Annotated in this window: 26 protein-coding genes; 15 read left to right on the forward strand and 11 right to left on the reverse strand. The window is 71.6% G+C overall.

Annotated elements, in window-relative coordinates:
* Nucleotides 1-74 precede the first annotated feature (74 nt).
* The 6 genes from ACFOY2_RS47815 to ACFOY2_RS47840 are packed head-to-tail and all read left to right on the forward strand — an operon-like array spanning nucleotide 75 to nucleotide 4,626.
* Complete coding sequence (locus ACFOY2_RS47815) at nucleotides 75-998, forward strand: LLM class F420-dependent oxidoreductase (RefSeq protein ID WP_379534811.1); 924 nt, start codon at nucleotides 75-77, stop codon at nucleotides 996-998.
* Nucleotides 999-1,024: 26 nt separating this feature from the next.
* Nucleotides 1,025-1,561, forward strand: coding sequence for a MauE/DoxX family redox-associated membrane protein (locus tag ACFOY2_RS47820; RefSeq protein ID WP_379534812.1), 537 nt, complete (start codon nucleotides 1,025-1,027; stop codon nucleotides 1,559-1,561).
* Between the two features lie 33 nt (nucleotides 1,562-1,594).
* Complete coding sequence (locus tag ACFOY2_RS47825) at nucleotides 1,595-2,104, forward strand: TlpA family protein disulfide reductase (protein WP_379534813.1); 510 nt, start codon at nucleotides 1,595-1,597, stop codon at nucleotides 2,102-2,104.
* Entirely contained in the window at nucleotides 2,101-3,939 is a 1,839-nt protein-coding gene (locus tag ACFOY2_RS47830) for an ABC transporter ATP-binding protein (protein ID WP_379534814.1), read from the forward strand. Before ACFOY2_RS47825 ends, ACFOY2_RS47830 begins: the two co-directional genes overlap by 4 nt.
* The gene (locus ACFOY2_RS47835; RefSeq protein ID WP_379534815.1) at nucleotides 3,936-4,436 is read left to right on the forward strand and encodes a S26 family signal peptidase; all 501 of its coding nucleotides are present in this window, start codon (nucleotides 3,936-3,938) and stop codon (nucleotides 4,434-4,436) included. Before ACFOY2_RS47830 ends, ACFOY2_RS47835 begins: the two co-directional genes overlap by 4 nt.
* Complete coding sequence (locus ACFOY2_RS47840; protein WP_379534816.1) at nucleotides 4,408-4,626, forward strand: hypothetical protein; 219 nt, start codon at nucleotides 4,408-4,410, stop codon at nucleotides 4,624-4,626. Before ACFOY2_RS47835 ends, ACFOY2_RS47840 begins: the two co-directional genes overlap by 29 nt.
* Before the next feature lie 49 nt (nucleotides 4,627-4,675).
* On the opposite strand, the gene ACFOY2_RS47845 is transcribed toward ACFOY2_RS47840, so the two are convergent.
* A complete protein-coding gene (locus tag ACFOY2_RS47845; RefSeq protein WP_379534817.1) occupies nucleotides 4,676-6,028 on the reverse strand; it encodes an SUKH-4 family immunity protein in 1,353 nt (450 codons plus the stop codon).
* A 222-nt stretch (nucleotides 6,029-6,250) separates the two neighbouring features.
* Between ACFOY2_RS47845 and ACFOY2_RS47850 the strand changes: the two genes are divergently transcribed.
* Entirely contained in the window at nucleotides 6,251-7,159 is a 909-nt protein-coding gene (locus ACFOY2_RS47850; protein WP_379534818.1) for a hypothetical protein, read from the forward strand.
* A 136-nt stretch (nucleotides 7,160-7,295) separates the two neighbouring features.
* Here ACFOY2_RS47850 and ACFOY2_RS47855 read toward each other — a convergent pair whose 3' ends face one another.
* Nucleotides 7,296-7,958: a class I SAM-dependent methyltransferase gene (locus ACFOY2_RS47855; RefSeq protein WP_379534819.1), complete on the reverse strand. Its 663-nt coding sequence runs from the start codon at nucleotides 7,956-7,958 to the stop codon at nucleotides 7,296-7,298.
* A 48-nt stretch (nucleotides 7,959-8,006) separates the two neighbouring features.
* Between ACFOY2_RS47855 and ACFOY2_RS47860 the strand changes: the two genes are divergently transcribed.
* Nucleotides 8,007-9,104, forward strand: a complete 1,098-nt coding sequence (locus ACFOY2_RS47860) for a TetR/AcrR family transcriptional regulator (protein WP_379534820.1) — start codon at nucleotides 8,007-8,009, stop codon at nucleotides 9,102-9,104.
* Here the strand turns inward: ACFOY2_RS47860 and ACFOY2_RS47865 are convergent.
* Nucleotides 9,098-9,724 (reverse strand): transcriptional regulator, encoded by a 627-nt coding sequence (locus ACFOY2_RS47865; RefSeq protein WP_379534821.1) that lies wholly within the window; start codon nucleotides 9,722-9,724, stop codon nucleotides 9,098-9,100. The two genes, ACFOY2_RS47860 and ACFOY2_RS47865, sit on opposite strands and share 7 nt — an antisense overlap.
* 110 nt (nucleotides 9,725-9,834) lie before the next feature.
* On the opposite strand from ACFOY2_RS47865, the gene ACFOY2_RS47870 reads away from it, so the two are divergent.
* Nucleotides 9,835-10,152, forward strand: a complete 318-nt coding sequence (locus ACFOY2_RS47870; RefSeq protein WP_379534822.1) for an ArsR/SmtB family transcription factor — start codon at nucleotides 9,835-9,837, stop codon at nucleotides 10,150-10,152.
* Here ACFOY2_RS47870 and ACFOY2_RS47875 read toward each other — a convergent pair.
* The gene (locus ACFOY2_RS47875; RefSeq protein ID WP_379534823.1) at nucleotides 10,124-10,681 is read right to left on the reverse strand and encodes a histidine phosphatase family protein; all 558 of its coding nucleotides are present in this window, start codon (nucleotides 10,679-10,681) and stop codon (nucleotides 10,124-10,126) included. The genes ACFOY2_RS47870 and ACFOY2_RS47875 overlap by 29 nt on opposite strands.
* Nucleotides 10,682-11,054: 373 nt before the next feature.
* Between ACFOY2_RS47875 and ACFOY2_RS47880 the strand changes: the two genes are divergently transcribed.
* Together ACFOY2_RS47880 and ACFOY2_RS47885 are read left to right on the forward strand one after the other, a co-directional pair.
* Nucleotides 11,055-11,915 carry an alpha/beta fold hydrolase gene (locus ACFOY2_RS47880; protein ID WP_379534824.1) on the forward strand — a complete coding sequence of 287 codons (861 nt, stop codon included), beginning with the start codon at nucleotides 11,055-11,057 and terminating at the stop codon, nucleotides 11,913-11,915.
* Between the two features lie 127 nt (nucleotides 11,916-12,042).
* Nucleotides 12,043-13,812, forward strand: coding sequence for a serine/threonine protein kinase (locus tag ACFOY2_RS47885; RefSeq protein WP_379534825.1), 1,770 nt, complete (start codon nucleotides 12,043-12,045; stop codon nucleotides 13,810-13,812).
* A 7-nt stretch (nucleotides 13,813-13,819) separates the two neighbouring features.
* Here the strand turns inward: ACFOY2_RS47885 and ACFOY2_RS47890 are convergent, their stop codons facing one another.
* Both ACFOY2_RS47890 and ACFOY2_RS47895 read right to left on the reverse strand, forming a co-directional pair.
* Nucleotides 13,820-15,907, reverse strand: a complete 2,088-nt coding sequence (locus ACFOY2_RS47890) for a WD40 repeat domain-containing protein (protein WP_379534826.1) — start codon at nucleotides 15,905-15,907, stop codon at nucleotides 13,820-13,822.
* Between the two features lie 42 nt (nucleotides 15,908-15,949).
* On the reverse strand, nucleotides 15,950-17,149 hold the full coding sequence (locus ACFOY2_RS47895; protein WP_379534827.1) for an MFS transporter: 1,200 nt from the start codon (nucleotides 17,147-17,149) through the stop codon (nucleotides 15,950-15,952).
* Between the two features lie 259 nt (nucleotides 17,150-17,408).
* On the opposite strand from ACFOY2_RS47895, the gene ACFOY2_RS47900 reads away from it, so the two are divergent.
* Both ACFOY2_RS47900 and ACFOY2_RS47905 read left to right on the forward strand, forming a co-directional pair.
* The gene (locus ACFOY2_RS47900) at nucleotides 17,409-18,986 is read left to right on the forward strand and encodes a DHA2 family efflux MFS transporter permease subunit (protein WP_379534828.1); all 1,578 of its coding nucleotides are present in this window, start codon (nucleotides 17,409-17,411) and stop codon (nucleotides 18,984-18,986) included.
* A gap of 180 nt (nucleotides 18,987-19,166) precedes the next feature.
* Entirely contained in the window at nucleotides 19,167-19,574 is a 408-nt protein-coding gene (locus tag ACFOY2_RS47905) for a hypothetical protein (RefSeq protein WP_379534829.1), read from the forward strand.
* A 172-nt stretch (nucleotides 19,575-19,746) separates the two neighbouring features.
* On the opposite strand, the gene ACFOY2_RS47910 is transcribed toward ACFOY2_RS47905, so the two are convergent.
* Nucleotides 19,747-20,202 carry a hypothetical protein gene (locus ACFOY2_RS47910; RefSeq protein WP_379534830.1) on the reverse strand — a complete coding sequence of 152 codons (456 nt, stop codon included), beginning with the start codon at nucleotides 20,200-20,202 and terminating at the stop codon, nucleotides 19,747-19,749.
* 36 nt (nucleotides 20,203-20,238) lie between these two features.
* Here ACFOY2_RS47910 and ACFOY2_RS47915 point away from each other — a divergent pair, with 36 nt between their 5' ends.
* Nucleotides 20,239-20,829, forward strand: a complete 591-nt coding sequence (locus ACFOY2_RS47915) for a TetR/AcrR family transcriptional regulator (RefSeq protein ID WP_379534831.1) — start codon at nucleotides 20,239-20,241, stop codon at nucleotides 20,827-20,829.
* Here ACFOY2_RS47915 and ACFOY2_RS47920 read toward each other — a convergent pair.
* Entirely contained in the window at nucleotides 20,815-21,237 is a 423-nt protein-coding gene (locus tag ACFOY2_RS47920) for a winged helix-turn-helix transcriptional regulator (protein ID WP_379534832.1), read from the reverse strand. The genes ACFOY2_RS47915 and ACFOY2_RS47920 overlap by 15 nt on opposite strands.
* 68 nt (nucleotides 21,238-21,305) lie before the next feature.
* Between ACFOY2_RS47920 and ACFOY2_RS47925 the strand changes: the two genes are divergently transcribed.
* Nucleotides 21,306-21,935 (forward strand): NADPH-dependent F420 reductase, encoded by a 630-nt coding sequence (locus ACFOY2_RS47925; protein ID WP_379534833.1) that lies wholly within the window; start codon nucleotides 21,306-21,308, stop codon nucleotides 21,933-21,935.
* Here ACFOY2_RS47925 and ACFOY2_RS47930 read toward each other — a convergent pair.
* From ACFOY2_RS47930 to ACFOY2_RS47940, 3 genes are all read right to left on the reverse strand, one after another.
* Nucleotides 21,932-22,570, reverse strand: coding sequence for a class I SAM-dependent methyltransferase (locus ACFOY2_RS47930; RefSeq protein WP_379534834.1), 639 nt, complete (start codon nucleotides 22,568-22,570; stop codon nucleotides 21,932-21,934). The two genes, ACFOY2_RS47925 and ACFOY2_RS47930, sit on opposite strands and share 4 nt — an antisense overlap.
* Before the next feature lie 198 nt (nucleotides 22,571-22,768).
* Entirely contained in the window at nucleotides 22,769-23,362 is a 594-nt protein-coding gene (locus ACFOY2_RS47935) for a TIGR03086 family metal-binding protein (RefSeq protein ID WP_379534835.1), read from the reverse strand.
* Nucleotides 23,355-24,194 carry a class I SAM-dependent methyltransferase gene (locus ACFOY2_RS47940; RefSeq protein WP_379534836.1) on the reverse strand — a complete coding sequence of 280 codons (840 nt, stop codon included), beginning with the start codon at nucleotides 24,192-24,194 and terminating at the stop codon, nucleotides 23,355-23,357. Before ACFOY2_RS47940 ends, ACFOY2_RS47935 begins: the two co-directional genes overlap by 8 nt.
* Between the last annotated feature and the right edge of the window lie 10 nt (nucleotides 24,195-24,204).

A 24,204-nucleotide genomic window follows, 5' to 3' on the forward strand; every position in this document is an offset into this window, starting at 1 on the left:
CGGAATTCAGAGCCCTCTCGGCGCCCAAGCGGCCGAGAGGGTTTTTTCATGCCCGAAATCAGCCAAGGAGCCCCATGAAACTCGGTCTCACCTGCCCTCGCTTCACCTGGCCCGGTGGCGACGCCGCCATCGCCGAGCGGTTCGCCGCCGTCGCCAGGGGCGCCGACGAGGCCGGCCTGCACAGCCTCTGGGTGATGGACCACTTCTTCCAGATCCCGAACTTCGGCTCCGTCGAGGATCCGATGCTGGAGGCGTACGGGGCGCTGTCCTACGCCGCCGCCCTGACCAGCCGCCTCACGCTGGGCGCCCTGGTCACCGGCGTCCCCTATCGCGCGCCCGGCCTGCTGATCAAGCAGGTCAGCACCCTGGACGCGCTCTCCGGCGGCCGGGCCGTGCTCGGCATCGGCGCCGGCTGGTACGAGGACGAGGCCCGGGGACTCGGCCTGCCCTTCCCGCCCCTGGGCGAGCGGTTCGAGCGACTGGAGGAGACGCTGCGGATCGCCCGGCAGATGTGGAGCGACACCGACCAACCCTACGAAGGCCGCCACTACCGGCTGGCGCGTACGCTCAACGCGCCGCAGGCCCGCCCTCGGGTCCTCATCGGCGGCAGCGGCGAGCGGCGGACCCTGCGGCTCGTCGCCGAGTACGCCGACGCCTGCAACCTGCTGCACGGCGCCGACGTCCCCCGCAAGCTCGGCGTGCTGCGCGCCCACTGCGAGCGGCTGGGGCGGCCCTACGAGGAGATCGAGAAGACCCTCCACCTGCGCGTCCCCGACGGGCAGAGCGTCGAGGAGAGCGCCAGGATCTGCGGCGAGCTGGCCGCCCAGGGCATCGACCACGTCATCGTCGCGATGCCGGACGCCGCGGCGCCGTCGTCGCTGGCGCACCTGGCCGAACTGGCCGACCGGATCTCCTCCGTCGCCCCCGCCGGCCGCCGGGGCCAGGGGGGCCACCAAAAGACCAAGGGGACGCCAACGGGCGGGGGCAGGGTGGGTTGACGTCGGTCGGCGATCGGGGGATGACCATGGGTGACTTCTTGCGGGTGTTCCCGCCCGTGCTGCTCGTGGTCGTCTTCGCGGCCTCCTCGCTCGCCAAGGTGGCCGGCGCGTTCCCGGGCTTCGAAGGGTCGGTCCGCGCGTTGCGGCTCGTCCCCGCGCGCTGGGCGCGGGCCGTGGCCGCGGGCGTCATCGGCGTGGAGATCGTCGTCGCGGGGCTGCTGGTCACCCCGTGGTACACCGGCGGGCTCGCGCTCGCGGCGGGGGTGCTCGCGGTGTTCGCCGTGGTCGCGATGGTGACGCGGCGGCGCGGGCTCGCGGTCCCGTGCACCTGTTTCGGCCCGGGTACGGCAGGCGGCCCGCCGCTGGGGACGCCGCACGCCGTGCGCAACGCGCTGCTGGCGGGCGTGGCGATCGCCGGGCTGTTCGGCCGCCCCGCCACGGACGACTGGGCCGGGGCCGGGGTCGCGGGTGTGGCGGCCCTGGTGTGCGCGGCGCTCGTGTTGCGCTTCGAGGACATCGTGGCCCTGTTCGGCCGCCCGCCCGGAGCCCGGCGGGCCCCCTGACCTGTCCGGCCTCCACCCTCAATTAGGAGATCCATGCAGTTCGTCGTGGCGGCCCTGATCCTGGTCGGGTGCGTGTCGCTGCTCAACCTGGCGCTCACCCTCGCGGTGATCCGCCGGCTCCGCTCGCACGAGGAGCTCATCGCGGGCGCGGGGAACGGCCGTCCGGCCCTCGAACCGGTCCTGCTGGCCGTGGGCCAGGCCCCGGCCGAGTTCACGGCCACGGACGTGGACGGCGAGAAGTTGTCCCGCTCCGATCTCGGCGCGGGCCTGGTCGGGTTCTTCTCCACGACGTGCCCGGCGTGCGCGCAGCGGCTGCCGTTCTTCACCGGCCTGGCCGAACGGCACGACAACGTGGTCGCCGTCGTGGTCGGAGAGCCGGGCGAGACCGCGGAGATGATCACGACGCTGCGGCGCGTGGCCAGGGTGTTCACCGAGCGCCACGGCGGGAGCCTGACGACGGCCTTCGACGTCCGGGGTTATCCGGCCACCTGCAGGATCGACGACGCCGGCACGGTGCTGGCCCACGACGTGGAGATCGGGTGAGCGCAGCGGAGCTGCCCGCGCGTGTCCTGGTGGCCCACGCGGGTCGCGCCGCCGTGCTGGCCTGGCGGGCGGCGCCGGGCATGGTCGCCGTCCAGGCCGTCGGGGCGGTGGTGGCGGGCATCGCGCCGGTGGCCACCGCCTGGCTCACCAAGCTCGCCTTCGACCGGCTCACCGGGACGCCCGCCGATGGCGGGCTGCTCGTCATCGCGCTCGGGCTCGCCGCGACCACCCTCGTGATCGCCGTGCTCCCGCAGATCGCGCAGTACGCCCAGAACGAGCTGCTGCGCGCGGTCACCCTCCGCTCCCAGGCCGCCCTGTACGACGCGCTGCACCGCCTCCCGGGGCTGGCCAGGTTCGAGGACCCGGGATTCCGCGACCGGCTGCAGCTCGCCGAGCAGTCAGGGCGGCAGGCCCCGGCGCAGATGGTCATCTCGGGGCTCGGGTGCGCGCGGGCGCTGTTCACCATGGTCGGGTTCGCGGGCTCGCTGATCGCCATCGCACCGTGGATGGCCGCGGTCCTGGCCCTGGCCGCCGTGCCGGCGGTGTGGGCGGAGCTGACGATCAGCAGGACCCGGGCCAGGCTGGCCCGCAACACGATCCAGTCGATCCGCCGCGAATCGTTCTACGCCGAGCTCCTCAGCGGCCTGCGCGCGGCGCAGGAGGTGCGGCTGTTCGGGCTCGGCCGGTTCCTGCGCGGGCGGATGCTCGGCGAGCTGACCTCGGTGCACGACGCGACCCGGCGGCTGGACCTGCGGGAGCTGCGCGTCCAGGGCGTCCCCGCCCTGCTCGGCGCGGTCGTGGTGGCGGCCGGGCTGGTCTGGGCCATTCACGCCGCCGGGCAGGGGCGGCTGGGCGTCGGGGACATCGCGGTGTTCGTCGCGGCCGTCGGCGGCTGCCAGTCGGCGCTGTCGGAGCTGGTGCGCACGATGGCGCTGGCCCACCAGGGGCTGCTCCTCTACGACCACTACCGCGCGGTCGTCACCAGCCCGCCCGACCTCGTCGTGCCCGAGCGCGCCGAGGCCGTGCCGGCGCTGCGGACCGGCATCGAGCTGCGGGACGTCTGGTTCAGGTACGGGCCGGACAAACCGTGGGTGCTGCGCGGCGTCGATCTCACCATCCCCGCCGGGCGTACCGTGGCGCTCGTCGGCCTCAACGGCGCCGGCAAGAGCACCCTGGTCAAGCTGCTGTGCCGCTTCTACGACCCCGGCTCGGGGTCGCTGACGTGGGACGGCGCCGACTACCGCGACCTGCGGATCGAGGAGCTGCGAGGCCGCCTGGCCACGGTGTTCCAGGACTTCATGCACTACGAGCTGACCGCGCGGGAGAACATCGGCCTCGGCGACCTGACCGCCCTCGACGACCCGGCCCGGCTGACGGCGGCGGCGCGGGCCGTGCGGCTGCACGACACGCTCGCCTGCCTGCCCAAGGGCTACGACACGCTGCTGACCAGGACGTTCCTCGACCAGCGCGACGGCGAGAACCCGGAGACCGGGGTCCTGCTCTCCGGCGGGCAATGGCAGCGGATCGCCCTGGCCAGGGCGCTGCTGCGGCACGAACGCGACCTCATGATCCTCGACGAGCCCAGCTCCGGACTGGACGCCGAGGCCGAGCACGAGATCCATCAGCGGCTGCGGGAGCTGCGCGCGGGGCGTACCTCGGTGCTCATCTCCCACCGGTTGTCGGCCGTACGCGAGGCCGATGTGATCGTCGTGCTGTCGGAGGGGCGCATCGTGGAGCGGGGCTCCCACGACGAGCTGATGGCCGCCGACGGGCACTATGCCCGCCTCTTCCGGATCCAGGCGGGTGGCTACCGCACCGCGGAGGCGCCGGCGTGAGATGGCTTGCGCTCGGCGTGCTCGCGGGAACGGCCGTGACCGCCGCCTGGCTGGCCCGGCGCCTTCTCCTGGTCGTCACCGTCAGCGGCGACAGCATGCGCCCCGCCTACCGGGACGGCGACACGCTGCTCGCCGTCCGCCGCCCGGCCCTCGGGCTGCGGGCGGGCCGCGTGGTGGTGGCCGAGAGCCCCGACCGGGACACGCTCACCTGGCCCGCGCGCCCGCCGACGCTGCTGATCAAACGCGTGGCGGCGACGGCGGGCGACACCGGACGGGTGCCCGCCGGCCAGGTTGAGCTGCTCGGCGACAACGCCGCCGCCAGCTTCGACTCCCGGCAGATCGGCTTCTTCCCCGCCGAACGCGTGATCGCCGTCGTGGTCGCGCGGCTGCGCCAGGGACGTCGTGGTCCCGAGAACCCACCGAACTCCCGGCGACAGGCCCGGGACACAGAAAGAGAGGAGACCATACATGGTCAAGTTGATGGAATCGCTGGGTGACCGCCTCCTGACGCGGCTGGTGCCCAGGGTGACGGCCGAGGCGGGCCCGTACTGCCCGCCGTTCTCGCAGTGCCGGCACTGCGGTTTCGACGGCTCGTTCTACAAGTTCCAGTGGTACCAGATCTACTCGAACTGCCACGAGTACTTCGGCCCGTGCGTGATCCAGGGCAACACCTGCCGCGTGCGGTAGCGCGCCGGTGTCCCTCGCCGGTACGGCAGACCGGCGAGGGACACCGGGCTCACGGGCGCGGACGAAGCAGGAACGCGGTCCCGTCGTTCGCGGGCGCCTTCATCTCCAGCCCCGTGCCCGCCAGGGCGTCCGCGATCACTTCACGGTCGCCGGACCACTGCAGCCACAGGTCCTCGACCAGGTCGCCGCGGGCGTCGAAGGACGACGTGTGGTCCTGGGTGGTCCAGAAGACGGCCTTGGCCGGCTCCCCGTCCTTGGTCATGTCGTAGACGTGCTCCCAGCCGCCCGAACTGGTCGGCCACAGGTCGGGCTCGGCCACGTAACCCTGCTCGGCGAGCCGGTCGAAGGCCGCGACGATCCGGCACAGGTCGGAGGAACGCTCGGCGGCCAGGCAGGTCACGACCCCCGTCGAGGGCTCGTTGAGCCCGTGGACCGCGGCGAACAGCGCCTCCATCGCCGCCTCTGACGCCTTGGCCAGCTCTTCGGCGTCCATGTCCATGAGCGAGTCGTCGTCCTCTTCCGCCTGCTCGGGCACCGAAACCACGAGGCTCTCCCGCGCGAACACCGACTGGACCCTCGACGGCAGCCCGCCGCGCCAGGCGAGGCTGACGTCCTTGGTGAGCCTGCCGTCCCGGTCGAAGTGGTCGGCGAGGTCGTCGGGCGGGCTGAGCAGGCCGCCGGAGGCGGTGTCGGCGGCGAAGCGCTCGCTGTCGACGATCTTCCAGCCCTCCGCCCGCAGCCGGTCGAAGACCCGCTCGAAGCTCTCCCGATGCGAATGCGCGGGCTCCTCCGCGGGCTCATCCGGCGGCGGGGTGTGGAAGGTCTCGGCCTTACGCTGCTGGAGGAACGCCCGCGTCTCGGCGATGACGTCGCGGTCCATCAACGTGTCCATGACCATCGCCCACCAGGCCTCGGCGTTGCGGAAGGCGGCCGGGTCCAGCTCCCGCAACGACCGCCACAACTCCTCGGTGTGGTCGCGTCCCGTCTCCGCGCTCGCGCCGCTCAGCGACTGCTGCCGCAGCCTGAGCTTGAGCAGGAACTCCACGAAGGTCTCCAGGGAGCCGTTGACCACCTCGGCCTGTGGCGGGTCGTCGAGCGAGAGCAGGCCGACCACACCGTCGCCGACGTCGAGGAAATAACGCATGCTCCCCTCGCCGTAGGTGCCGCCGAGGATGAGGACGTCGACGTCCCCGTCCCCCGTCTGGAACACCACGACGGAGCCCGCCTGCGGCTCCTGCCGAACGGAGGCGTTGAACGCCTGGTCCGCGCGGACCGGCAGCCCGACCTCGGTCAGGATCCTGAGGTCCGCCTCCGAGAGCCCCAGCTCACGCAGCGGCTCGACGTCCATCAGCAGCACGGCTTCCTCGCCGAACGCCTCGACCAGTTGTTCATGCGTAACCACGTGGCGGCACCTTGTCGTCGTTGATCAAAGTTCCGACAAGAGTAGTGGGTGGCTTGTGGGCGGTTGCCGGGTTCGCGAAAGACGTCCGCCGAGTCGTCCGACGCCTCCTCGACCACCGCTGACGTGAGATGATCTACCAATGAGTGGTCTGCCAGGCACCGGCCGCCGCCGTCGCCACGCCTTCGCCAGCGATCCGACCCGACTCGTCGGACCGGTCCCGTGGTGAGCCCGGCCCGCGCCGACGCCTTAACGGACGTGCCGGTCGGCGCCGGGCAGATCCCCGGCCTGCGGCCACGCCGCAACCCGGGTGACGGCGGCGAGGTCCCCGGTGCCGACGTGGACCTGATCGACGGCCTCGACCCGCAGGCCAGGCGGGCGGTGGACGCCTGGTTGCGCGAGCGGCCCTCCACGGCCGCGCGGCAGCTCGGTCTGCAGGCCATGGCCTCGTTCCTGCGCTGGCTGTCCGTCGCAGAGCCCGACGTCGCACCGCTCGCGGCCACCGGCACGCACGTCGACGCCTACTGCCAGGCCGCGCTCACCGGCGGCCTGACCGTCGGCGTGCGCAGGCCGGGGCGGCCACTGGCGAAGGCGACGGTGGGCAGGAGGCGTACGGCGCTGGCCTCGTTCTACGCCTTCGTCTGGCGCTGCGGCGCGCTGCGGCCCCGGCGCGCGGGCGACGGCATGCGGCCGCTCACCCGGCAGGAACGCCGGCTGCTGCGCCAGGGCGTGGCCCACCTGGCCGCCGACGGCCGCTCGACGGAGGCCGTGGCCGTCGCGCTGCTGGTCTCCTGCGGCGCCTCGGTGAGCGCGCTGGCCGGCATGACCGCCGAAGACGTGCACGCCGTGGCCGGCGGCGGCATCGTCACCCTGCGCGACAGCCGGGGCGACGTCGTCGCCTTCCCCGTGCCGCCGCTGGCCCGCCCGTTCCTGCGCGCGATGTGCCGCAGCAGGTCGGCCGGCGAGCCGCTGCTGCGACGCGGCGACGGTCAGGCGCTCGACCTGGAGTGGGTCACCGGCGCGCTGGTCGAGGCCGCGCTGGTCGCCGGCATCCCGGAGCAACGGGCCAAGGTGCTGCACCCGCACATGATGCGCGCGCCCACGGTGTCCGAACTGGTGCACTCCGCCCCGTGAGCCCGCGACGACCACTCACGTCGCGGGCTCGACGGTCAGCGGGACGATCCTGCGGTACTTTCCGCCGGGCGCAGGTTGCCGGTCTGATGCGCAGCCGTCCATCCGCTGGAAGAATCAACTGACACCCAGTCGCAGTTCAGGGGCGGCGGAACGCCTTGACCGCCAGGACGACGGGGATGGGGTGCTCGCGCGGCTCGGAGACCCGGTCGAGGCTCAGGCCCGCGTCGACGAACGCGTTGATCAGGTCGGGCAGCGGCACGTGGCTCATCCCGACCCGGTCGCGGACCCCGCCCTCGCGCCACCACGGCGAGCGCTTGTGCCACCCGGTCGTCCGGTAGGTGGGATGGATGATCAGGGCTCCGTCCTGGCGGGGCTCGATGTGCGGGCCGTTGAAGCAGGGGTGGACGCCGTAGAACAGCAGCAGCCCGCCGGGACGCAGCACCCTGGCGGCCTCCTTCAGCAGCCCGGCGAAGTCGGCGATGTCGGTGGAGACCCACAGCGCGGTGACCGTGCCGAAGACGCCGTCCGCGAACGGGAGCGTCGTCGCGTCGCCCTGGAGCAGCGGCGCGTGGTCCCTGCCTCGGGCCAGGCGTAACTGGTCGGCAGAGCGGTCGAGGCCGACGACGGTGCGGCCGGTGGACCTGATGACGTCGAGGTACTGGCCCGTGCCGCAGCCGACGTCGAGGCAGAGCCCCTCGCCGGGGCCGAGGAGGGCGGCGATGTCGGCGAAGTTGGCGGCCGAGCCGGACCCGATGTAGTCGTCGTACCACTCGGCCTGGCCGTCGTAGCGGGCGATCATGTCTCATTCTTACACCGGCTATTATCAGATGGTAATGGCATCTGAGTGTTGACGGTATCGGAGGTGGCGGGGATGGCCCGGCTGACCAGGGCACAGCAGCAGGAACGCACCCGCGCGGCCGTGCTGGCCGCCGCGCGGCAGGAGTTCGCCGACAGCGGATACGCCGACGCCAAGGTCGACAGGATCGCCGAGCGCGCCGAGCTGACCCGCGGCGCGGTGTACTCGAACTTCCCGAGCAAGCGCGCGCTCTACCTGGCGGTCCTGGTCGACGCGGTCGAGCACGCCGGCACGGCCCCTGCCTCCTCCTCGCCGGGCCCGGCCGAGGCGATGGGGGCGTTCGCGCGCGTCTGGCTCGAACGGCTGCCGCTGACCGGCGACACGCCCGCCGGCGGGAAACTGCAGTTGCGCTCACTCGCCGGGGTGTTCGACGACGAACCGGGTCGTAGCGCGCTGGCGCAGGTCACCCGGCTGGAGGCGCTGCTGCTGGCGCTCGCGCTGGAGTCACGCGCACCGGCCAGGGGGCGGCGGGTGCGGCTGGCCGAGCTGGCGCTCACGCTGCTGAACGGGGTCGGCCATCTGGCCGACGCTGCGCCCGGGTTCGGCGACCCGTTCGACGTGGCGCGTGCCTGCGGGCACCTGGCCGGGCTCGACCTCGCCGACGTCTGGGACGCGCCGCACCTGCCTTTCGTCTCCCCCGCGCGGCGCGTCCACGACGCCTGGGATCCGCCCGCGGACCTGACCGACCAGATCACCGGCCGCCCGGCCGGCCTGGCCGCCGACGGCGTGATCGTGCTGCTGGGCGCGGGACGGCTGGAGGCGGCAGAAGAGGCCGTCCGCGCCGCCCGGCCGGGCGACCAGATCACCGTGGCCGTGGTGAGCGGCGATCCCGCCGAGATCGGGCGCCTGGTCCGGCTCAGGGTCGGCGACCTCGTCGAATGCCTGCGACGGGTGTTCGCGCCGGACGACTGGCCGCCCCTGCGTCTCGTCCTCGACGAGGGCGCGGCCGTCGCCTCCGCCCTCGCGATCCCGGATCCTGACGACGCCACCGAGGTCGCGGCGCGAATCAGGGGCGGCGCGGTCGTCGCCATGGCCCGCGGCCGGGGCGCCGCCCACGCGGTGACCTCGGCCGCCCTTGAAGCTCAGTGAGGCGGATCGCCCAAGGTGACGAGCAGGTCCTCGTGAAGCTGGAACCACACCGTGTGATAGGACGCGAAGCTGTCCGTCACGTACTCCACGCTGCCCGCCCTGGCACGCGCGAGCGCGCCGCCGAGCCGGGCCTGAAAGCGCGCGTATCTGCTCAACACGGCCGACAGGGCCGCGCACACGGCGTCGGCCCGCTGGTGGAAGTCGCCGAGCCAGTCGATGATCCGGGCGTCGTAGGCGGGGTCGCCGTGGTCGTTCAAGGCCGTGACCCCGTCGACCGAGCGCATCTGCCAGGCCGTACAGAGGTCGAGCAGCTCCGGGTTGAGGTCGAGGAAGTCGTCGAACGCCCTGGCCACCGCGGGCCGGGCACCGGCCGCGTCGAGCTCGGCGGAGATCCGCTCGGCGTCGGCGGCGCGGCCGTCGTCGGTGAGGCCCCAGCCGCCGAAGTCGCCGGGGATCCGCGTGACGAGCCCCGCCACCGCGAGATCGATCAGCTCGGACTCGACGTCGCCCTCGGGCAGGCCCGTCGCCTCGGCCACGCGGGCGAGCTCGGCGAACCCGACGAACCGCAGGGTGTGGAGCAGCAGCAGGTCGGTGCTGGTGGGATAGGGGGACTTCGGCACGGCGACAGGCTACACCGATGATCTGGGTGCGTCCGGTCGCGGCGGATCCGTCGTGATGGGCCGGCGGTCGCCGCCCGTGGAACTTTGATGGGTGCCGTACCATTGCGCCCATGGGACGCACGCCGCCGCACCCGCAGGTGTCGCAGTTCGACCTCCAGCAGGTGCTGGAGGCCCTCGTCGATCCGGTACGCCGGAGCATCGTCACGCGGCTCGTCACCTCCGGCGAAGACCTCAAGTGCGGCGCGTTCGACATGCCGGTCAGCAAGTCCACCGCCACCCACCACTTCAAGGTGCTGCGCGAGGCGGGCCTGATCCGGCAGTACTACGTCGGCACCTCGCGGATGAACTCACTGCGCCGCACCGAGATGGACGAGGCGTTCCCCGGCCTGCTCGACGTCCTCACCCGGGCAGTTTCGGCGCCCTCCTGAACTCCACGCTCACGAACCGGCCGTCGGCGAAGCCGAGGCGCACCCCGTCGCCGTGCGCGAACGGCGCTCCCCACAAGGCGTGGGCCTCATCGGGAAGGCAGGCCACCAAGGCCAGCTCGATCGCGCCCCCATGCCCGACCAGCAGCGCCGCGCCGCCCTCGGCGACCTCGCCGAGCGTGCCCGCCCAGATCGCGCGGTGGCTCCCGGCGACGCCCGCCGCGGCGCGACCCTGCCTGACGATCTCCGCCAGCCGCCCGTACGGCTCGGTCCACCCCCATTGGGCATGCTTGGCGATCTCCCCGTCCACGTAACCGGAGGGCATCTCCACGACGTCGTCCACCGCGAACCCCATGGCGATGGCGGTCTCGACAGCTCTCGGCGACGTGCTGGTGACGACGCGCCCGTAGGGGCCGCAGCCGGAACCGATGAGGCGGGCCAGCGCGACGCCCTCCGCCGACAGATGCGAACCCCGGCCCCGCGTCTCCCCCTTCTTGGTCAGACTGTGCCGACGTACATCCAACCAGCGCATACCGCTTTCTCCTCGCGTTCGTCGTACCCGCACGTCACCGTGAACCCGACCCGACGACCAGGAAGCCGGGCTCGTAAGGGGGCTTGTGGATCTCGCCGAGCAGCCACAGAAAGCGGCGGTCCGCTCCAAACACGGCGGACCCATGCCAAAACTGTCGGTTCAGGCAGATACCGTACCGACTTACCTAATATGCCCACGTTCCACGATGGCCCGTCTCAAGATCGTCTGAAAGCTGGATCATAGCGAGGCGCACCCCCCTGGAGGCGATCGGCGCCGCGCTCTTCCCCACCCGTTTCCGACGAGCGCCGCCGATGCGATGAGTTTTGCCGTTCCCGCTGGTCTACCTCACAATCGCGAAAAAGGAGCAACCCCGATGACCGAGCCCAAGACCCACACCCTCCAGGTGCCCGGCGCCACCCTCCACTACGACGTACGCGAGGGCGAGGCGAGCCCGATCCTGTTGCTGATCGGATCGCCGATGGACGCCACCGGGTTCACCACCCTGGCCGGCCACTTCGCGGACCGTACGGTGGTGACCTACGACCCGCGCGGGATCGGCCGCAGCGAGCGCACCGACGGTGCCGCCGAGTCGACGCCCGACCTGCACGCCGACGACCTCCACCGGCTGATCACCGCACTCGGCGGCGGGCCCGTCGACATCTTCGCCAGCAGCGGGGGCGCCGTGAACGGGCTGGCGCTGGTGGCCAGGCATCCGGAGCAGGTGCGTACGCTCGTCGCGCACGAGCCCCCGGCCGCCCAGGCCCTGCCCGACCGGGAGCGGGCGCTGGCCGCCGTGGCCGACATCCGCGGCACGTACGAGCGCGACGGTTTCGGCCCCGCGATGGCCAAGTTCATCGCGATCACCAGCCTGCGCGGCGAGATCCCCGCCGACTTCGCCGACATGCCCATGCCGAACCCCGCCGACTTCGGGATGCCGACGGAGGACGACGGTTCCCGCGACGACTCGCTGTTCGCGCAGAACCTCATCAGCTGCACGCACTACGAGCACGACTTCGCGGCGCTGCGCGCGGCCTCGACCCGGGTCGTCGTGGGCGTCGGGGCCGAGTCCGCAGGGGAGATGGCCCATCGCGGCGGCCAGGCGGTCGCCGAGCGGCTCGGCGTCGAGCCCGTGACCTTTCCCAGCGACCATGGGGGGTTCCTCGGGGGCGAGTTCGGGATGAAGGGCGACCCAGACGCGTTCGCGGTCACCCTCCGCCAGGTTCTGGCCTCGTAGGGCGCGGGAGGCAACTCCGGCCGGAGCTGCCTCCCTGGGAGGAAATCGCCCGAACCATCCGAACGCGGTGACGAAAGATCGCTAGGGTACATGAGTCCGTACCAGCCGTCCCAGGAGCCGTCCGCTCATGCCGAATGTCGAACCGCCGCGCCAGGGCGACCCCGAGGCGATCGCGGCCTACCGGATCGTCGGGCGACTCGGGGAGGGCGGCCAGGGCATCGTCTACCTCGGCCAGGGCCCGGACGGCCGGTACGTCGCGGTCAAGGTGCTGCGGCAGCCGTCCGCCGGCGACGACCGTTTCGCCAAGGAGATCGCGGCGGCCCGGCGCGTGGAGCCGTTCTGCATCGCCCAGGTGCTCGATGCGTCGCTGGGCGCGCACCCGTACATCGTCAGCGAGTACGTCGAAGGCCCCTCCCTTCAGCAGACGGGCCGCCACTACGGCACGGACCTGCAACGCCTGGCCGTCGGCACGGCCACGGCGCTGGCCGCCATCCACCGGGCGGGCGTCGTGCACCGCGACTTCAAGCCCGCCAACGTGCTCCTCGGACCCGACGGGCCGCGCGTCATCGACTTCGGCATCGCCCGCGCCGCCGACTCCGCGGTCACGGTGACCAGCAGCATCGTCGGGACGCCCGCGTACATGGCGCCCGAGCAGCTCGCGGGCGCGCAGGTCGGCGCGGCGGCCGACGTCTTCGCGTGGGCCTGCGTCATCGTGTTCGCGGGAACGGGCACGCCGCCGTTCGGCAACGACACACTGCCCGCCGTGATCAACCGCATCCTGAGCCAGGAGCCGTTCCTGGGCGACCTGCCGGAACCGTTGCGCTCGGTGGTGTACGCCTGCCTGGCCAAGGACCCGGCCGCCCGGCCGCACATGCAGGACGTTCTGCTGGGCCTCATCGGCGGCTCCCGAGAGCCGACGCACCCGCCATACGGCGGCGCTCAGCCTGGATCCTGGCCCTCCACCGCGGGCAGTCCCGAGTCTGGTCCTTGGCCTTCCACCGCAGACAGCCCCCAATCCGGACCTTGGCCCTCCACCGCAGGCAGCCCTCAGTCTGGTCCTTGGCCTTCCACCGCAGGCAGTCCCCAAGCCGGGCCCTCGCCCATGGCGCCGGGTGGTCAGCCGGCCGCGCCCTGGCCCGCCGCCGGTGGGCCTTGGCCCGCTTCCGGTGGTGGTCAGCGGCCTGGGCCGCCGCCCGTTCCTGCGGCCGGGGGGCGGCGCGGGCTGCCGTTGCCGGTGGTGGCGGGCGTCTCCGGAGCGTTAGCCGTGTCCCTGGCGGCCGGCGTCATCGTCTGGAACCTGTCCAGGGACACAGCTCCCGCCGCGTCGGCGCTGACCGCCAGCTCCGGCGAGCCATCCCCCACCCCGTCCAAGCCCAAAAAGACGACGTCCCCCACGCCCAAGAAGCCCCGGGCGACCCCGAAGACCACGCGCCCGCGTCCCACCTCCTCGCCGTCGAAAGAGCTGGGACGTACGACGCCCCGTCCCACACGCACCCCCACTCCTACTCCCAAGGTCACGCGGACGCCGACGAAGAAGCCCACCACCGCGCGCCCGTCGCCCACCAAGACCAAGGCGAAGGCCGCCTCGTTCACCGTCGACTACGTTCGGGTCACCGGCAAGGCGCGGATGAGCGACACGGGCACCTGCCACTACGGCCCGCAGGCCTTCGGCGTCGCCCTGGAGGGGTCCGAGATGGGAGCCTCGTTCTCCTACCAGTGGCTCGTGGACGGCCAGGTGATCGAGAGCGGCTCGCGGCGGTTGCCGTCCTACAGCCGGGGCGACTACTTCGGGTCCAAGAAGGAGGTCAACCCGGAGTTCGGGTCCTCGCACACGGTCGTCTTCCAGCTCACCTCGCCCGTGAGCAAGAGCAAGTCGGCCTCGTGGAAGATGTGCTGACGGCACGTCAGGGGTTCTTGTCCAGTTCGGCCCTGATGAGGTCCGCCAGATGGAGCTCGTGCCCGTCGCCGAGCCGTTCCACCGCGGCCAGGGCGTCGGGAAGCAACCGCGCCTCCGCCAGCGCCGCGCCGGACATGCGGCTGAGGACGCGCAGCAGTTCGTGACAGCCCTCTTCCCGATCGCGCCGCAGGATCTCGGCGGCGAGCGCGTCCACGGTCTCGGGGAGTCCGATGAATGTGAGCGCCAGCCTCGCCTGATATCGCGTGTGCTGGGAAACCTCGTCATCTTCCACCAACGCCATGAGCGTGGGGGTGGCCGCCGCCGCGTCCCTGCCCATCCCGATCAGGACGCGGACCAGCCGGTACACGGTCGTGTCGGCACTCGACCAATCGCCTGAGCTCACCCGGGATGGGCCTGTCACCGACCGCAGGGCCTCGTGCACGGCGGGGAAGGCGGCGGCGCCGCGCTCGGCCAGCGCCTCGGAGATGACGACGCCGAGCAGGCTCCCGGCCTCGGGCAACACGGCGACCAACGACGCGACCGTGGGCGCGCCATCCCCAGGCAGTCGCCCAGCCGCCGAACCGGACGAACCCTCCAACGGCACTCCCCCGAAGCAACCCGCCGGTGCCCTCCCCTCGGCGGGATTCAGGTGCCCGACCGTCGGCGGCGGGCTGGTGAAGTGCGTCAGTAGTCGTCCGGCCAGGCCGTGCGTGACGCCGCGGTAGCTGTCGAACAGTGTGTAGGCCGCCGTGGTCGCCTCCGCCTCATCCGCCTCGGCCAACACGATCATGGCCTGCTCCCGTACGTCCGCCTCGGCGCTGTCGACCGTCAGGGCGCGTAACGCGGCCACCACCTCGTCGTGGTCCTCCTCCGGATACCCCAGTTCGACGAACGCTCGGCCCGCCGCCAGTCCGGCGTCCGGGTCGGTGCGGTGATCGCGCAGGTCGTCGAGCAGCCCTTCGACGTCGGTCTCCCCCGCCATCCGGCCGGGCCACCCGGCGCGGACGGGCACGAGCCGCCCGTCGCCCCGCCATTCGAGCACGTGCACCTGCCCGCCGTGGCCACCGATCAGCCACTGCCTTCCGTCCGGGCTCCCGGCCGCCACGCCCAGCTCCCACACGTCCTCCCGCCCGTACCCCACTGTGGGCCTGGACGGCGGCGCGGGCTCGAAGCGGCCGAGCGGCGCGTGTCCGTGCAGGCGCCACAGGGCAGCGCTCCCGTCCTGGGACGCCGACAACACCAGGTCGTTGCCGCCCATGGCCAGGGCGCCGATCCGTCCCTCGTGCGCGGGAACGTGCCCGAGCGACCGCCCGCTGCGCGCGTCCCACCACGTCAGCGACCCGTCCCGGCAGCCGATGGCCACCAGGGGTGCCTCCGCGTGCGCGGCGATGGCGGTCGGCCGCGCGGGCGGCTCGAACGCGGTGACCACGTCGCCGCTCCCGGCGTCCAGGACGACCACCCGGTCACGGCGGGGCGAGACCACCAGGCGTCCTCGGTCGCACACGCGCAGGAGCCGCTGCGGCGCCGGTTCGTCGTCGGTGTACGACCACAGCGTGCGCACATCGGAGGCCCTGCCCGGGTCCTGCGCGGGCAGGCAGCGGACCCCGCCTTCCGCGTTCCCGCAGATGATCAGCCCGCCCCTGGCGAGGGCGATCGCGACGAGCCCGCGGTGTCCCGGGACCCTGCCGCCCCGCTGGTCGTTCTGGCTCCACCAGCGGACGTCCTCTCCGATCGCGGTGAAGATCGACTGACCGTCCGCGGCGAGCACCGGGGACCGCATGCCCCTCTCCTGGACGAGACGTCGCCATTCGACGGCTTCCTTCTCGATCGTCCACCGCAGCGCCCCCGCGCCGACGGTCACCAGCCGCACGGGATCGGCGCCGGGGAGGAAGAGCGCGCCCCGTACGGGGCCCCGATGCGGCCCCGACACGGCGGCCAGCAGCTGCCCGCGCCGGCGACGGCCGCCGGGCAGCCGCCACAGCCTGACCTCGCCGGTGCACGTGGCCGTGACGCCGAAGGCGCCGTCCGGGGAGAGCGCCACCGCCGTGACGCGGTCCGCGTGATCCTCGAAGGGCTCGCGTTCAAGATCGTGCATTCAGCAGGGATACCAACCTCCCCACGGGGGCGGCAACCGGATTCAGTTCTCACGCCGGGGCAGGAACAGCGCAGAACCCAGCATGAACGCCGCGACCAGGAACAATCCCGCACGCGTCCCGAACGCGCCCGCGACCAGGCCGCCGAACGCGATGAACACCGGCTGGGTGGCATTCGTGGCGAACACCCACAGGGTGGACACCCTGGCCACCAGGTGATCGGGGGTGTGGAGCTGCCGGTAGGTCGTCATGGTGGAGTTCGCCAGGCCGGAGAAGAGCAGCACACCGGCGAAGCCCGCCCCGCACATGAGCAGGCCGGCCGTGCCGGGGACCGCCAGCGGGACGAGCGCGTACCAGGGGCCGCGCAGCACGCTCGCCCACCACAGTCCCGGCACCATCCCGAACCTGCGGCCGAGCCCGGGGGCGAGCCGCGCGCCGAGGAAGCCGCCCAGCGAGGGCAGGCCCATGAGCAGGCCGTACTCCCAGGGCGTGAAGGCGAGGTCGCGCAGGTAGAATAGATAGCTCAACGGCGTCGCCATCGCGCTCGCCCCCGCGAACAGCAGCCAGCTCATGAACATCCGCCTGAGCGTCGGATGCTCGCGCACGAAACGCCATCCGGCGAACAGCTCCTCCCGCCGGGAGGGACCGGGTTCGCGGGCGGGCGGCGGCGGTTCCGGGGTACGCAGGAAGCGTACGAACAGGGCGCTGACGACGAACGACACCGCGTCCACGACGAGCGCCCCGACCGCTGACAGGACTCCGATGAGCGGGCCCGCCAGGGACGGGCCGACCAGCACGCTGAGCCAGCGGGTCGACTCCAGCCGGCTGTTGGCGCGTATGAGGTCGTCGGCGGGCACGAGGGCTTTGAGATGGGCCTGCGCCGCCCCCGCCGAGGCGATCTGGCCCGCCGCGTTGCCCACCGCGGCGACGCACAGGTGGGCGAAGGTCAGCAGGTCCAGGAACGCCGCGACGGGAACGCTCAACGTCACGACGCATCGCAGCAGGTCGGCCCCGATCATGACGGGCCGTTTGGCGTGGAACTCGACGTGCCGTCCCATCGGGAAGGCGAACAGCAGGATCGTGATGGACGGGATGGCCGTCAGCAGGGCAGTCTGGAACGCCGAGGCGTGCAACACCGTGACGGCGACGACGGGGATGGCGACCGTGCTCACGGCAGAACCGAGCTGACTCACGGTCGTGCCCGCCCACAGGCGGCGGAAGTCTCGTTCCTCGGCCTGGCTCATCGTGGTGTGGATGTTCGATTGATCACCTAGGGATCATCGGGGTGGCGCTGATCTCGCGCAAGAGTGGTGTATCGTCCGGGAGGATCTCTCACCGTCGGGCTCTTGCCTCGCCAACCAGCTTCTACGGGTCCCATGATCCGGGGAAGGTGGAGGTCACACACCACACCCTTGTGCCGAGGGTGTTGTTCATGGTGGTGACAGTGCGGCGAGTTCTGGGAGCTGGTGCGCCCGCTGTCGTGCCACCGGAGAGGTCACCGGCGTGCCGGAAACCAAGTCCGCCGAACCATCACTCACCCACCGGCCGTGGCTGGTGCTCGCGATCCTCTGCATCGGCTTCTTCATGGCGTTGCTGGACGGATCCATCGTCAACATCGCCGTCCCGACACTGATCGACAACATCGGCGCCTCCTATGACCAGGTGTTGTGGATCATCGACGCGTACCTGCTCGTCTTCTCGGTGCTGCTGATCAGCACGGGACGGCTCGGGGACGTCTTCGGGTACCGGCGCCTGTTCCTGATCGGCGTTTGCGTCTTCACCCTCGCCTCGGCCCTGTGCGGCCTGGCCGGCTCCCCTGTAGAGCTGCTGGCCGCGCGGGTGCTCCAAGGAGTGGGCGGCGCGCTGCTGTTCCCCCAGGTGATCTCGTCGATCGTGACGATCTTCCCGCCGCGGATGCGGGGCCGGGCGTTCGGCGTGTTCGGGGCGATCGTGGGGTCCGCCCCGATCGTGGGCCCGCTCATCGGCGGTTTCATCCTCACCCACCTCAACTGGCGCTGGATCTTCTTCATCAACGTCCCCATCGGCGTGGTCACCGCCGCCCTGGCGCTGCTCTTCGTCCCCGTCATGCGCTCCGGCCGCGGCCACCGGCTCGATCTGGTCGGCGTGGCGCTGGCCACCGCGGGGCTGAGCGGCATCGTCTTCGGCCTGATCGAAGGAGAACGCTACGACTGGGGGACGATCATCGGGCCGGTCATCGTCGCCGGGGTCGTACTGCTGGGGTTGTTCGTCGTCTGGCAGCGCTTCCAGCGCGGCGAGCCGCTGGTGCCGCTGAGCCTGTTCGCCGGACGCAATTTCGCGGTCGGCAACTGGATCGGGTTCGTCTTCCAGCTCGGCATGATCGGCATCGCCTTCGTGCTCGTCCTGTATCTGCAGACGGCACGCGGGTACTCGCCCTTGCAGACCGGGCTGGTCCTGCTGCCCAACGCCGTCCTCACCGCGATCGGTTCGGCCTACGCCGGACGGCTGTCCGACAGGGTCGGCGGCAGGTACGTCCTCATGACCGGCATGGCCCTGCTCGCCGTCGGCCTCCTGCTCCTGGTGCCGATGGCGGGACCGCACGACAGCGCCTGGCAGCTGATGCCCGGACTGATCATCATCGGTATCGCCGGGGGTGCGACCTTCGCACCGTTGCAGCAGGCGACCATGGACGGCGTCGATCCTCGGCTCGCCGGCGCCGCGTCCGGGGTCTCCAGCACCACCCGTCAGATCGGCGGAGTCCTCGGCACGGCCGTTCTCGGCGCCGTCCTGTCCGCCGCGCTCGGCTCGGCTCTCCACGCCGAAGCGGTCGAACAGGCGACCCGCCTGCCCGCGAATCTGCGCTCCCAGTTCGTCGAGAGCGCGGTCGCAGGCGCCCGGCAGTTCAGCCCGCCCGCACCGCCGGACGGCCTGACGCCCGCGAACGCCGCTCTCTTCGAACGACTCGCCCACGAGGCTTTCGCCGCCGCTTTCTCCGACGCCATGCGGACCGCGCTGCCGGCCTGCGCGGTGGTCCTCGCCATTGCCGCCGTCTGCTGCTTCCTCTTCACGCCAAACCGCTCGGAGGAGCCCGATCCTCGGTGACGGATGTTCTTAAACGTCAAAATCGTGGTTGCATTGCACGCTTGGGTTTTGACGGGCTGTTTGGGATTAAGGAGGTAACTGAGACTATCTGTATGGGTATGTCTGCTTCCGTCTGAGCCCCGCAATTACAGCGGGTTCCAGAGTTCGAGCCGATCTATCCATGAACGGAAACGAGAGCACGTGAATACTGACACTCGGCGGACACGGTTCGCGGCACTAGCTCTAGCCGGCGCCTTCGCCGGCAGCCTTTTCTTCCCACTCGGCCAGGGGGTCGCCACCGCGAGCGCGGGCCTCCCCACCGTCGAGGCCGGCGGCCCTCCGGCGCCCCGGCATCGTGCGGCGCCACGCGTGAGGGTGCAGGCCGCACCGCGGATCATCAGGGAGAAGCCGATCCTTCGTCGGCACCACCGCAACTGGGAGCACCAGAACATCAGGGTGATCCTGGAAAACGACAACGACAACTTCAACCATGGCCACCGCAGGCACCGCTTCGACCGCCGCGAGGAACTCCCGCGGATGGAGCACAGGCACGAAGAGCACAAGAAGGAGCCCTGGGAAGAGCAGCAGTGGTCCGAGAACGGCCAGTAAATAGAAGCTGAGGTGCCCAGGCACCCGGTGACAATTGCCCGCGCCTTTCCTGCGAATCTTGCGGTGAGGCGCAGGCACGCACCCAAGTGCGAGATCGAGCTATCGTAGATCCACGATCTACGATAGCTCTGTCATTGTCCGGGAAAACGACCTGCGGCACCTCGGGCCGTTCTCAGCCGGCGGCGAAAAAACGGCGTGCCGACGCGGGAAGCCAGAGCAGGGCGATCATGGCGAGCTGGACGGCGTCGGTGGAGATGACCGCCCACAGGTACTCGGCACCGGCCGTCACGGAGTTGAGGCTGCCCAGGGTGAGGAGAACCAGAAAGGCGGTCAGGGCGATACGGGCCCAGCGGCGGCCTCTGACCGTCTTGAGGGTGAACCAGAGCGCGAGGACGGCGCTGACCACGTGCAGCACGATCGTGTAGGCGAGGGCGGCGGCGACCGCCACATCCAGGTCGGCGGGGCTGAGCGCGGGGGTGTTCCGCATGATGGACGCGCCGGTGGCGGCACGGTCGACGGTCATCATGACGGGCAGGACGGCGTAGAGCGCCAGCAGGACGACCAGTCCGGGGACGAGCAGGCGGAGGGGAACGGGGACGGCCCGTTGCTGGTACGACTGTACTTCCACAGCTCTATGCTAGCACGGGTGAGTTAACATAAGCCGGTGCCGAAACTCATCGACCATGAACAACGACGTCAGGAGCTCGCAGAGGCGGCCTGGCGGGTGATCATGCGTGACGGCATCGGGCACGTCTCCGTCCGTGTGGTCGCGGCCGAGGCCGGACTGTCCGCCGGATCGTTGCGCCACGTCTTCCCCACCCAGAGCGAACTGCTGGTGTTCGCCGCGCACCTGGTGCTCGCCCGGGTACGCGACCGGGCGGCCGCGCTGTCACCGCGTCCGACCATCCGGGAGACCGTCGAGGCCCTGGCCTGCGAACTGCTGCCCCTGGACGAGGGGCGGCGCGCGGAAATGGAGGTCTGGCTGGCGCTGTTCGGCGCGGCCAACACCGAGGAGTCCCTCAAGGGTCCGCGAGAGGAGGCGCTCGAAGCCCTGCGCGACACCTGCCGCTGGATGATCGCCCAGCTCGACAACGGCGTGGACCTGTCGCCCGGGCGCGACCTCGAACTGGAGGCCCGCAGGCTGCACGCCGTCATCGACGGGCTGGCCCTCCACCTGCTCTACGCGCCACCCTCATCCGACACCGACTGGGCCACCCGGGTGCTGTCGTCCCACCTGGATTCACTGAGGACGTAGGCCCGCTTCCGGGCGTAGGTCCCGTTCCTGGACATCAGCCCAATGCCGGGCATCGGCGTCGGCTCGCTCCTGGGCGTCGGCGAGTTCGTCGCCGTGTTCGACCACCCAGCGTCCGAGCGCCGCCATCGGCCCGTCGACCAGGCTCCGCCCCAGGCCGGTCAGCGCGTACTCGACCCTCGGCGGCGCCTCGGCATGCGCCCGGCGCTCGATCAGCCCGTTCGCGAGCAGCCGCCGCAACGCCTCGGTCAGCACCTTGTCGCTGATGCCGCCGATGTCAGCACGCAACTCGCGCCGCCGCGACGCCCCCGGCGCGAGGGCCGCCAGGATCACGGTGTCCCACGTGTGGGCGAACAGATCGGCGGCCGCACGCAGCCGGCAATCGGCCACCAACTCATTCCGACCGCTCATCTCGCCCGCCATCATCGCCTGCCCGTCACGTACCGATCGGTGCGTGACGCCCTCCCTACGGTAGCCACATGACGCGAATCGGAATTCTGGGAACGGGAATGCTGGCGGCGGCGCTCGGCGAGCGCTGGGCACGTGCGGGACACGACCTGGTCGTCGCCGGACGGGCCCCGGCCAGGGCGCGGGACCTCGCCGACCGGCTGGGACGGGGGACCCGCGCCGTCACACCACGCCAGGCGGTCGCGGACCGCGACGCGGTGCTGCTCGCGGTGTCATGGCACGGGGCGGAGGACATGCTGGCCGCCGCGGGAGCACCCGAAGGGACGCTGGCGGGAACGCCGTTGATCGACCCCACGAACGCCGTAGAGCACGGCGTGGGCGCGCTGCTCACCGGCCCAGGCGAGGCGATGGCGCACCGGATCGCCCGGCTGTCTCCCGGCGCGCACGTCGTCAAGGCCTTTCACCTCTTTCCCGCCGACCAGTGGGCCCACGCCGGCCCCGTGCCGACGGTGGCGATGTGCGGCGACGACCAGGACGCGCTGCGCGTGGTCGGCGACCTCGTACGCGACGTGGGCGGGGTGCCGGCCGTGCTGGGGTCGCTGGATCGTGTCCGTCAGCTTGAGGAGGTCGCGGGCTTCGTCATCGGCCTGACCTTCTCCGGCGCCGACCCCAGCTCCGCCGTCCCGCGTGGCCGCCGCTAGGCGAGGGCGACGACGACGTACCTCTCGTCGTGGACGGGCTTGCCCCACAGAACCGGGTCGGGGAGCGGCTCGACGCGCACGCTCCTCGTCAACGGCCGCACCACCCGTTCCAGGTGCTCGGCCCCGACCCCGCCCATCCAGGGCAGGCCCGCGGCGTAAGGTTCGTCGGGGGTCGCCCAGCGTCCCTCGACGAGCACCAGACGCCCGCCGGGGCGCAGCAGGCCGATCCATCGCCGTAATGCCGCCTCCGGGTCGGGCAGGGTCCACAACAGGTGCCGGGAGAGAACCACGTCGAAGGACGTTCCCGCCTGCGGCGAGGGGTCGCTCGCGTCACCCACCGCCATCACGGCATCGAAACCGGCCGCGACGAGCTTCTGCCGCGCCCGCTCGACCATCAGCGGTGACAGGTCAACCCCGACCGGCCGGTGCCCCTGCTCGGCCAGCAGCAGGGACAACGAGCCGGTACCACAGCCGAGGTCCAGAACGTCGGCGGGCGCGGCGGGTAGCCAGGAGCGCAGGCGCTCCGCCCACGCGCTCCTGACCTGGGGATCGCGAAGACCGTGGTCGGCCTCCTCGTCGAAGGAGGCGGCGGCGGCATCCCAGTAGGACACGATCGAGGCGTCAGTTGGCGGCATAGGCGAATCGTGCCACCCGGCACCGACAAAATCCGGCCACCCGCCTGTCCAACCTTCGCATCCCATGGGGAGGCGAGCACATGTCATCCCCCGTGCTGCTCGATGGGATCGTGGCTGACCAGTGGTCGTCGAAGGACTCGGTGCGGGACGGCCGGGAGGGCACGACGACGACGCGGTCCGCGGTTGACACAGGGAGTGTCATGGGCGCCAGTGCGGATCCCGGCCGATGAAGGCGAGCAGCTTGTCCTGAGAGGAGGCGTCCTGCGCGACCTTCACCTCGGAGCCGAACACCTCGACGTCCGGTCCGAACGCACCCGGCGTGCGGAACTTCTCCATCAGTTCGGCGGGGAGCGCCCGCATGCCCGCCCAGGCCCGTTCGACGTCTTCGGGGTCGATCGTGTCGTCCTGGCCGGTGGCGCGGGCGAGGTCCCAGCCGTGGAGTGGGAGGTCTTCGCTGAGGACCTGGTCGATGTGCTGCTCCGCGGTCACCGGGCCGGTGGGGGTGTCGCTTGTCCGGTTCGCGAGCGCGGGGTCGTCCAGGATGGCCTCCACATCGGCGCGGGCGGCGCGGAAGGCGGCCACCGGGTCCTCATCCATGGACGGCGCCGGGCCGAGGGAGCGGCCGAGGGGGTGCAACATCGCCGCGTGCATCTCGACGATGTGCCGCACCACGTCCCTGGCGGTCCATTTCTCGCACGGGGACGGGTTCGCCCACTGGTCCGGGCGCACGCCCACGACCGTGCGCTCGAACGCGTCGGCCCTGCGCCGGTAACGGTCGGCTGTCTCACTCATGGCCGGTGTCCTCTCCGTTGAGCTCGTCCAGCAGTACGTCGAGATTATGGCCTCGCCGGGCGACGTTGAGCATGTGGCCGCTGATTCCGAGGAGCGACGGCACCGATTCCATCGAACGCTGGGCGGCGAGCAGATGGGCCCGGCGTTCCGGGTCGTCCAGCCAGTCGTTGACGTCGCCGTACAGGGCGAACGCGCCCTCCAGCCCGTACCGTTCGACGTCGGGGAAACCGGCGTCGGCGAATTCGCGCGGAACCTCGTCCGGGTCGTGCAGGTAGGCGGTGAATCCTCGTCCGAGAGACAGCATGGTCCCGTCCGTCATGGACGTGTGCGCGGTCTGCCTCTCCCGCTCATCCACGTACGAACCGAGGTAGATCGCCTCGTGGACGCCCGCGTACCGGCTGATGGTCGCGGCGGCCACCGGGCCGCCGGGCCGTACGACGCGGCGTGCCTCCGTCAGGGCCAGCACCCGGTCGGCCCGATCGGCCAGATGGTAGAGCGGGCCGAGCAGCAGCACCGCGTCCACGCTCGCGTCCGCCACCGGCAGTCGCCGCGCGTCGCCCAGCCGCGCGCTCACCCCGGGCAGGCGGGAGGCGCGGTCGACGTGGAGGGAGATCGGGTCCAGCAGTTCGACGTCGTAGCCGTCGGCGACCAGCCATTCGGCGTGCACGCCCGTGCCGCCGCCCACGTCCAGCAGCCGGGTCGGCGCCGGCGGCAGCGTTCGGCGCAGGACGTCCTGCGTGCGCCAGAACTCCAGCCGCCCGCGTCCCTCGCGCAGCCGATCGTGCTCCCTGTCCTGCTCGTAGTAGGCGAGCAGTTCCCGTGTCAGCGCCATACTTGATCAT

The sequence above is a fragment of the Nonomuraea purpurea genome (assembly GCF_042650645.1).
Classification (GTDB): Bacteria; Actinomycetota; Actinomycetes; order Streptosporangiales; family Streptosporangiaceae; genus Nonomuraea; species Nonomuraea purpurea.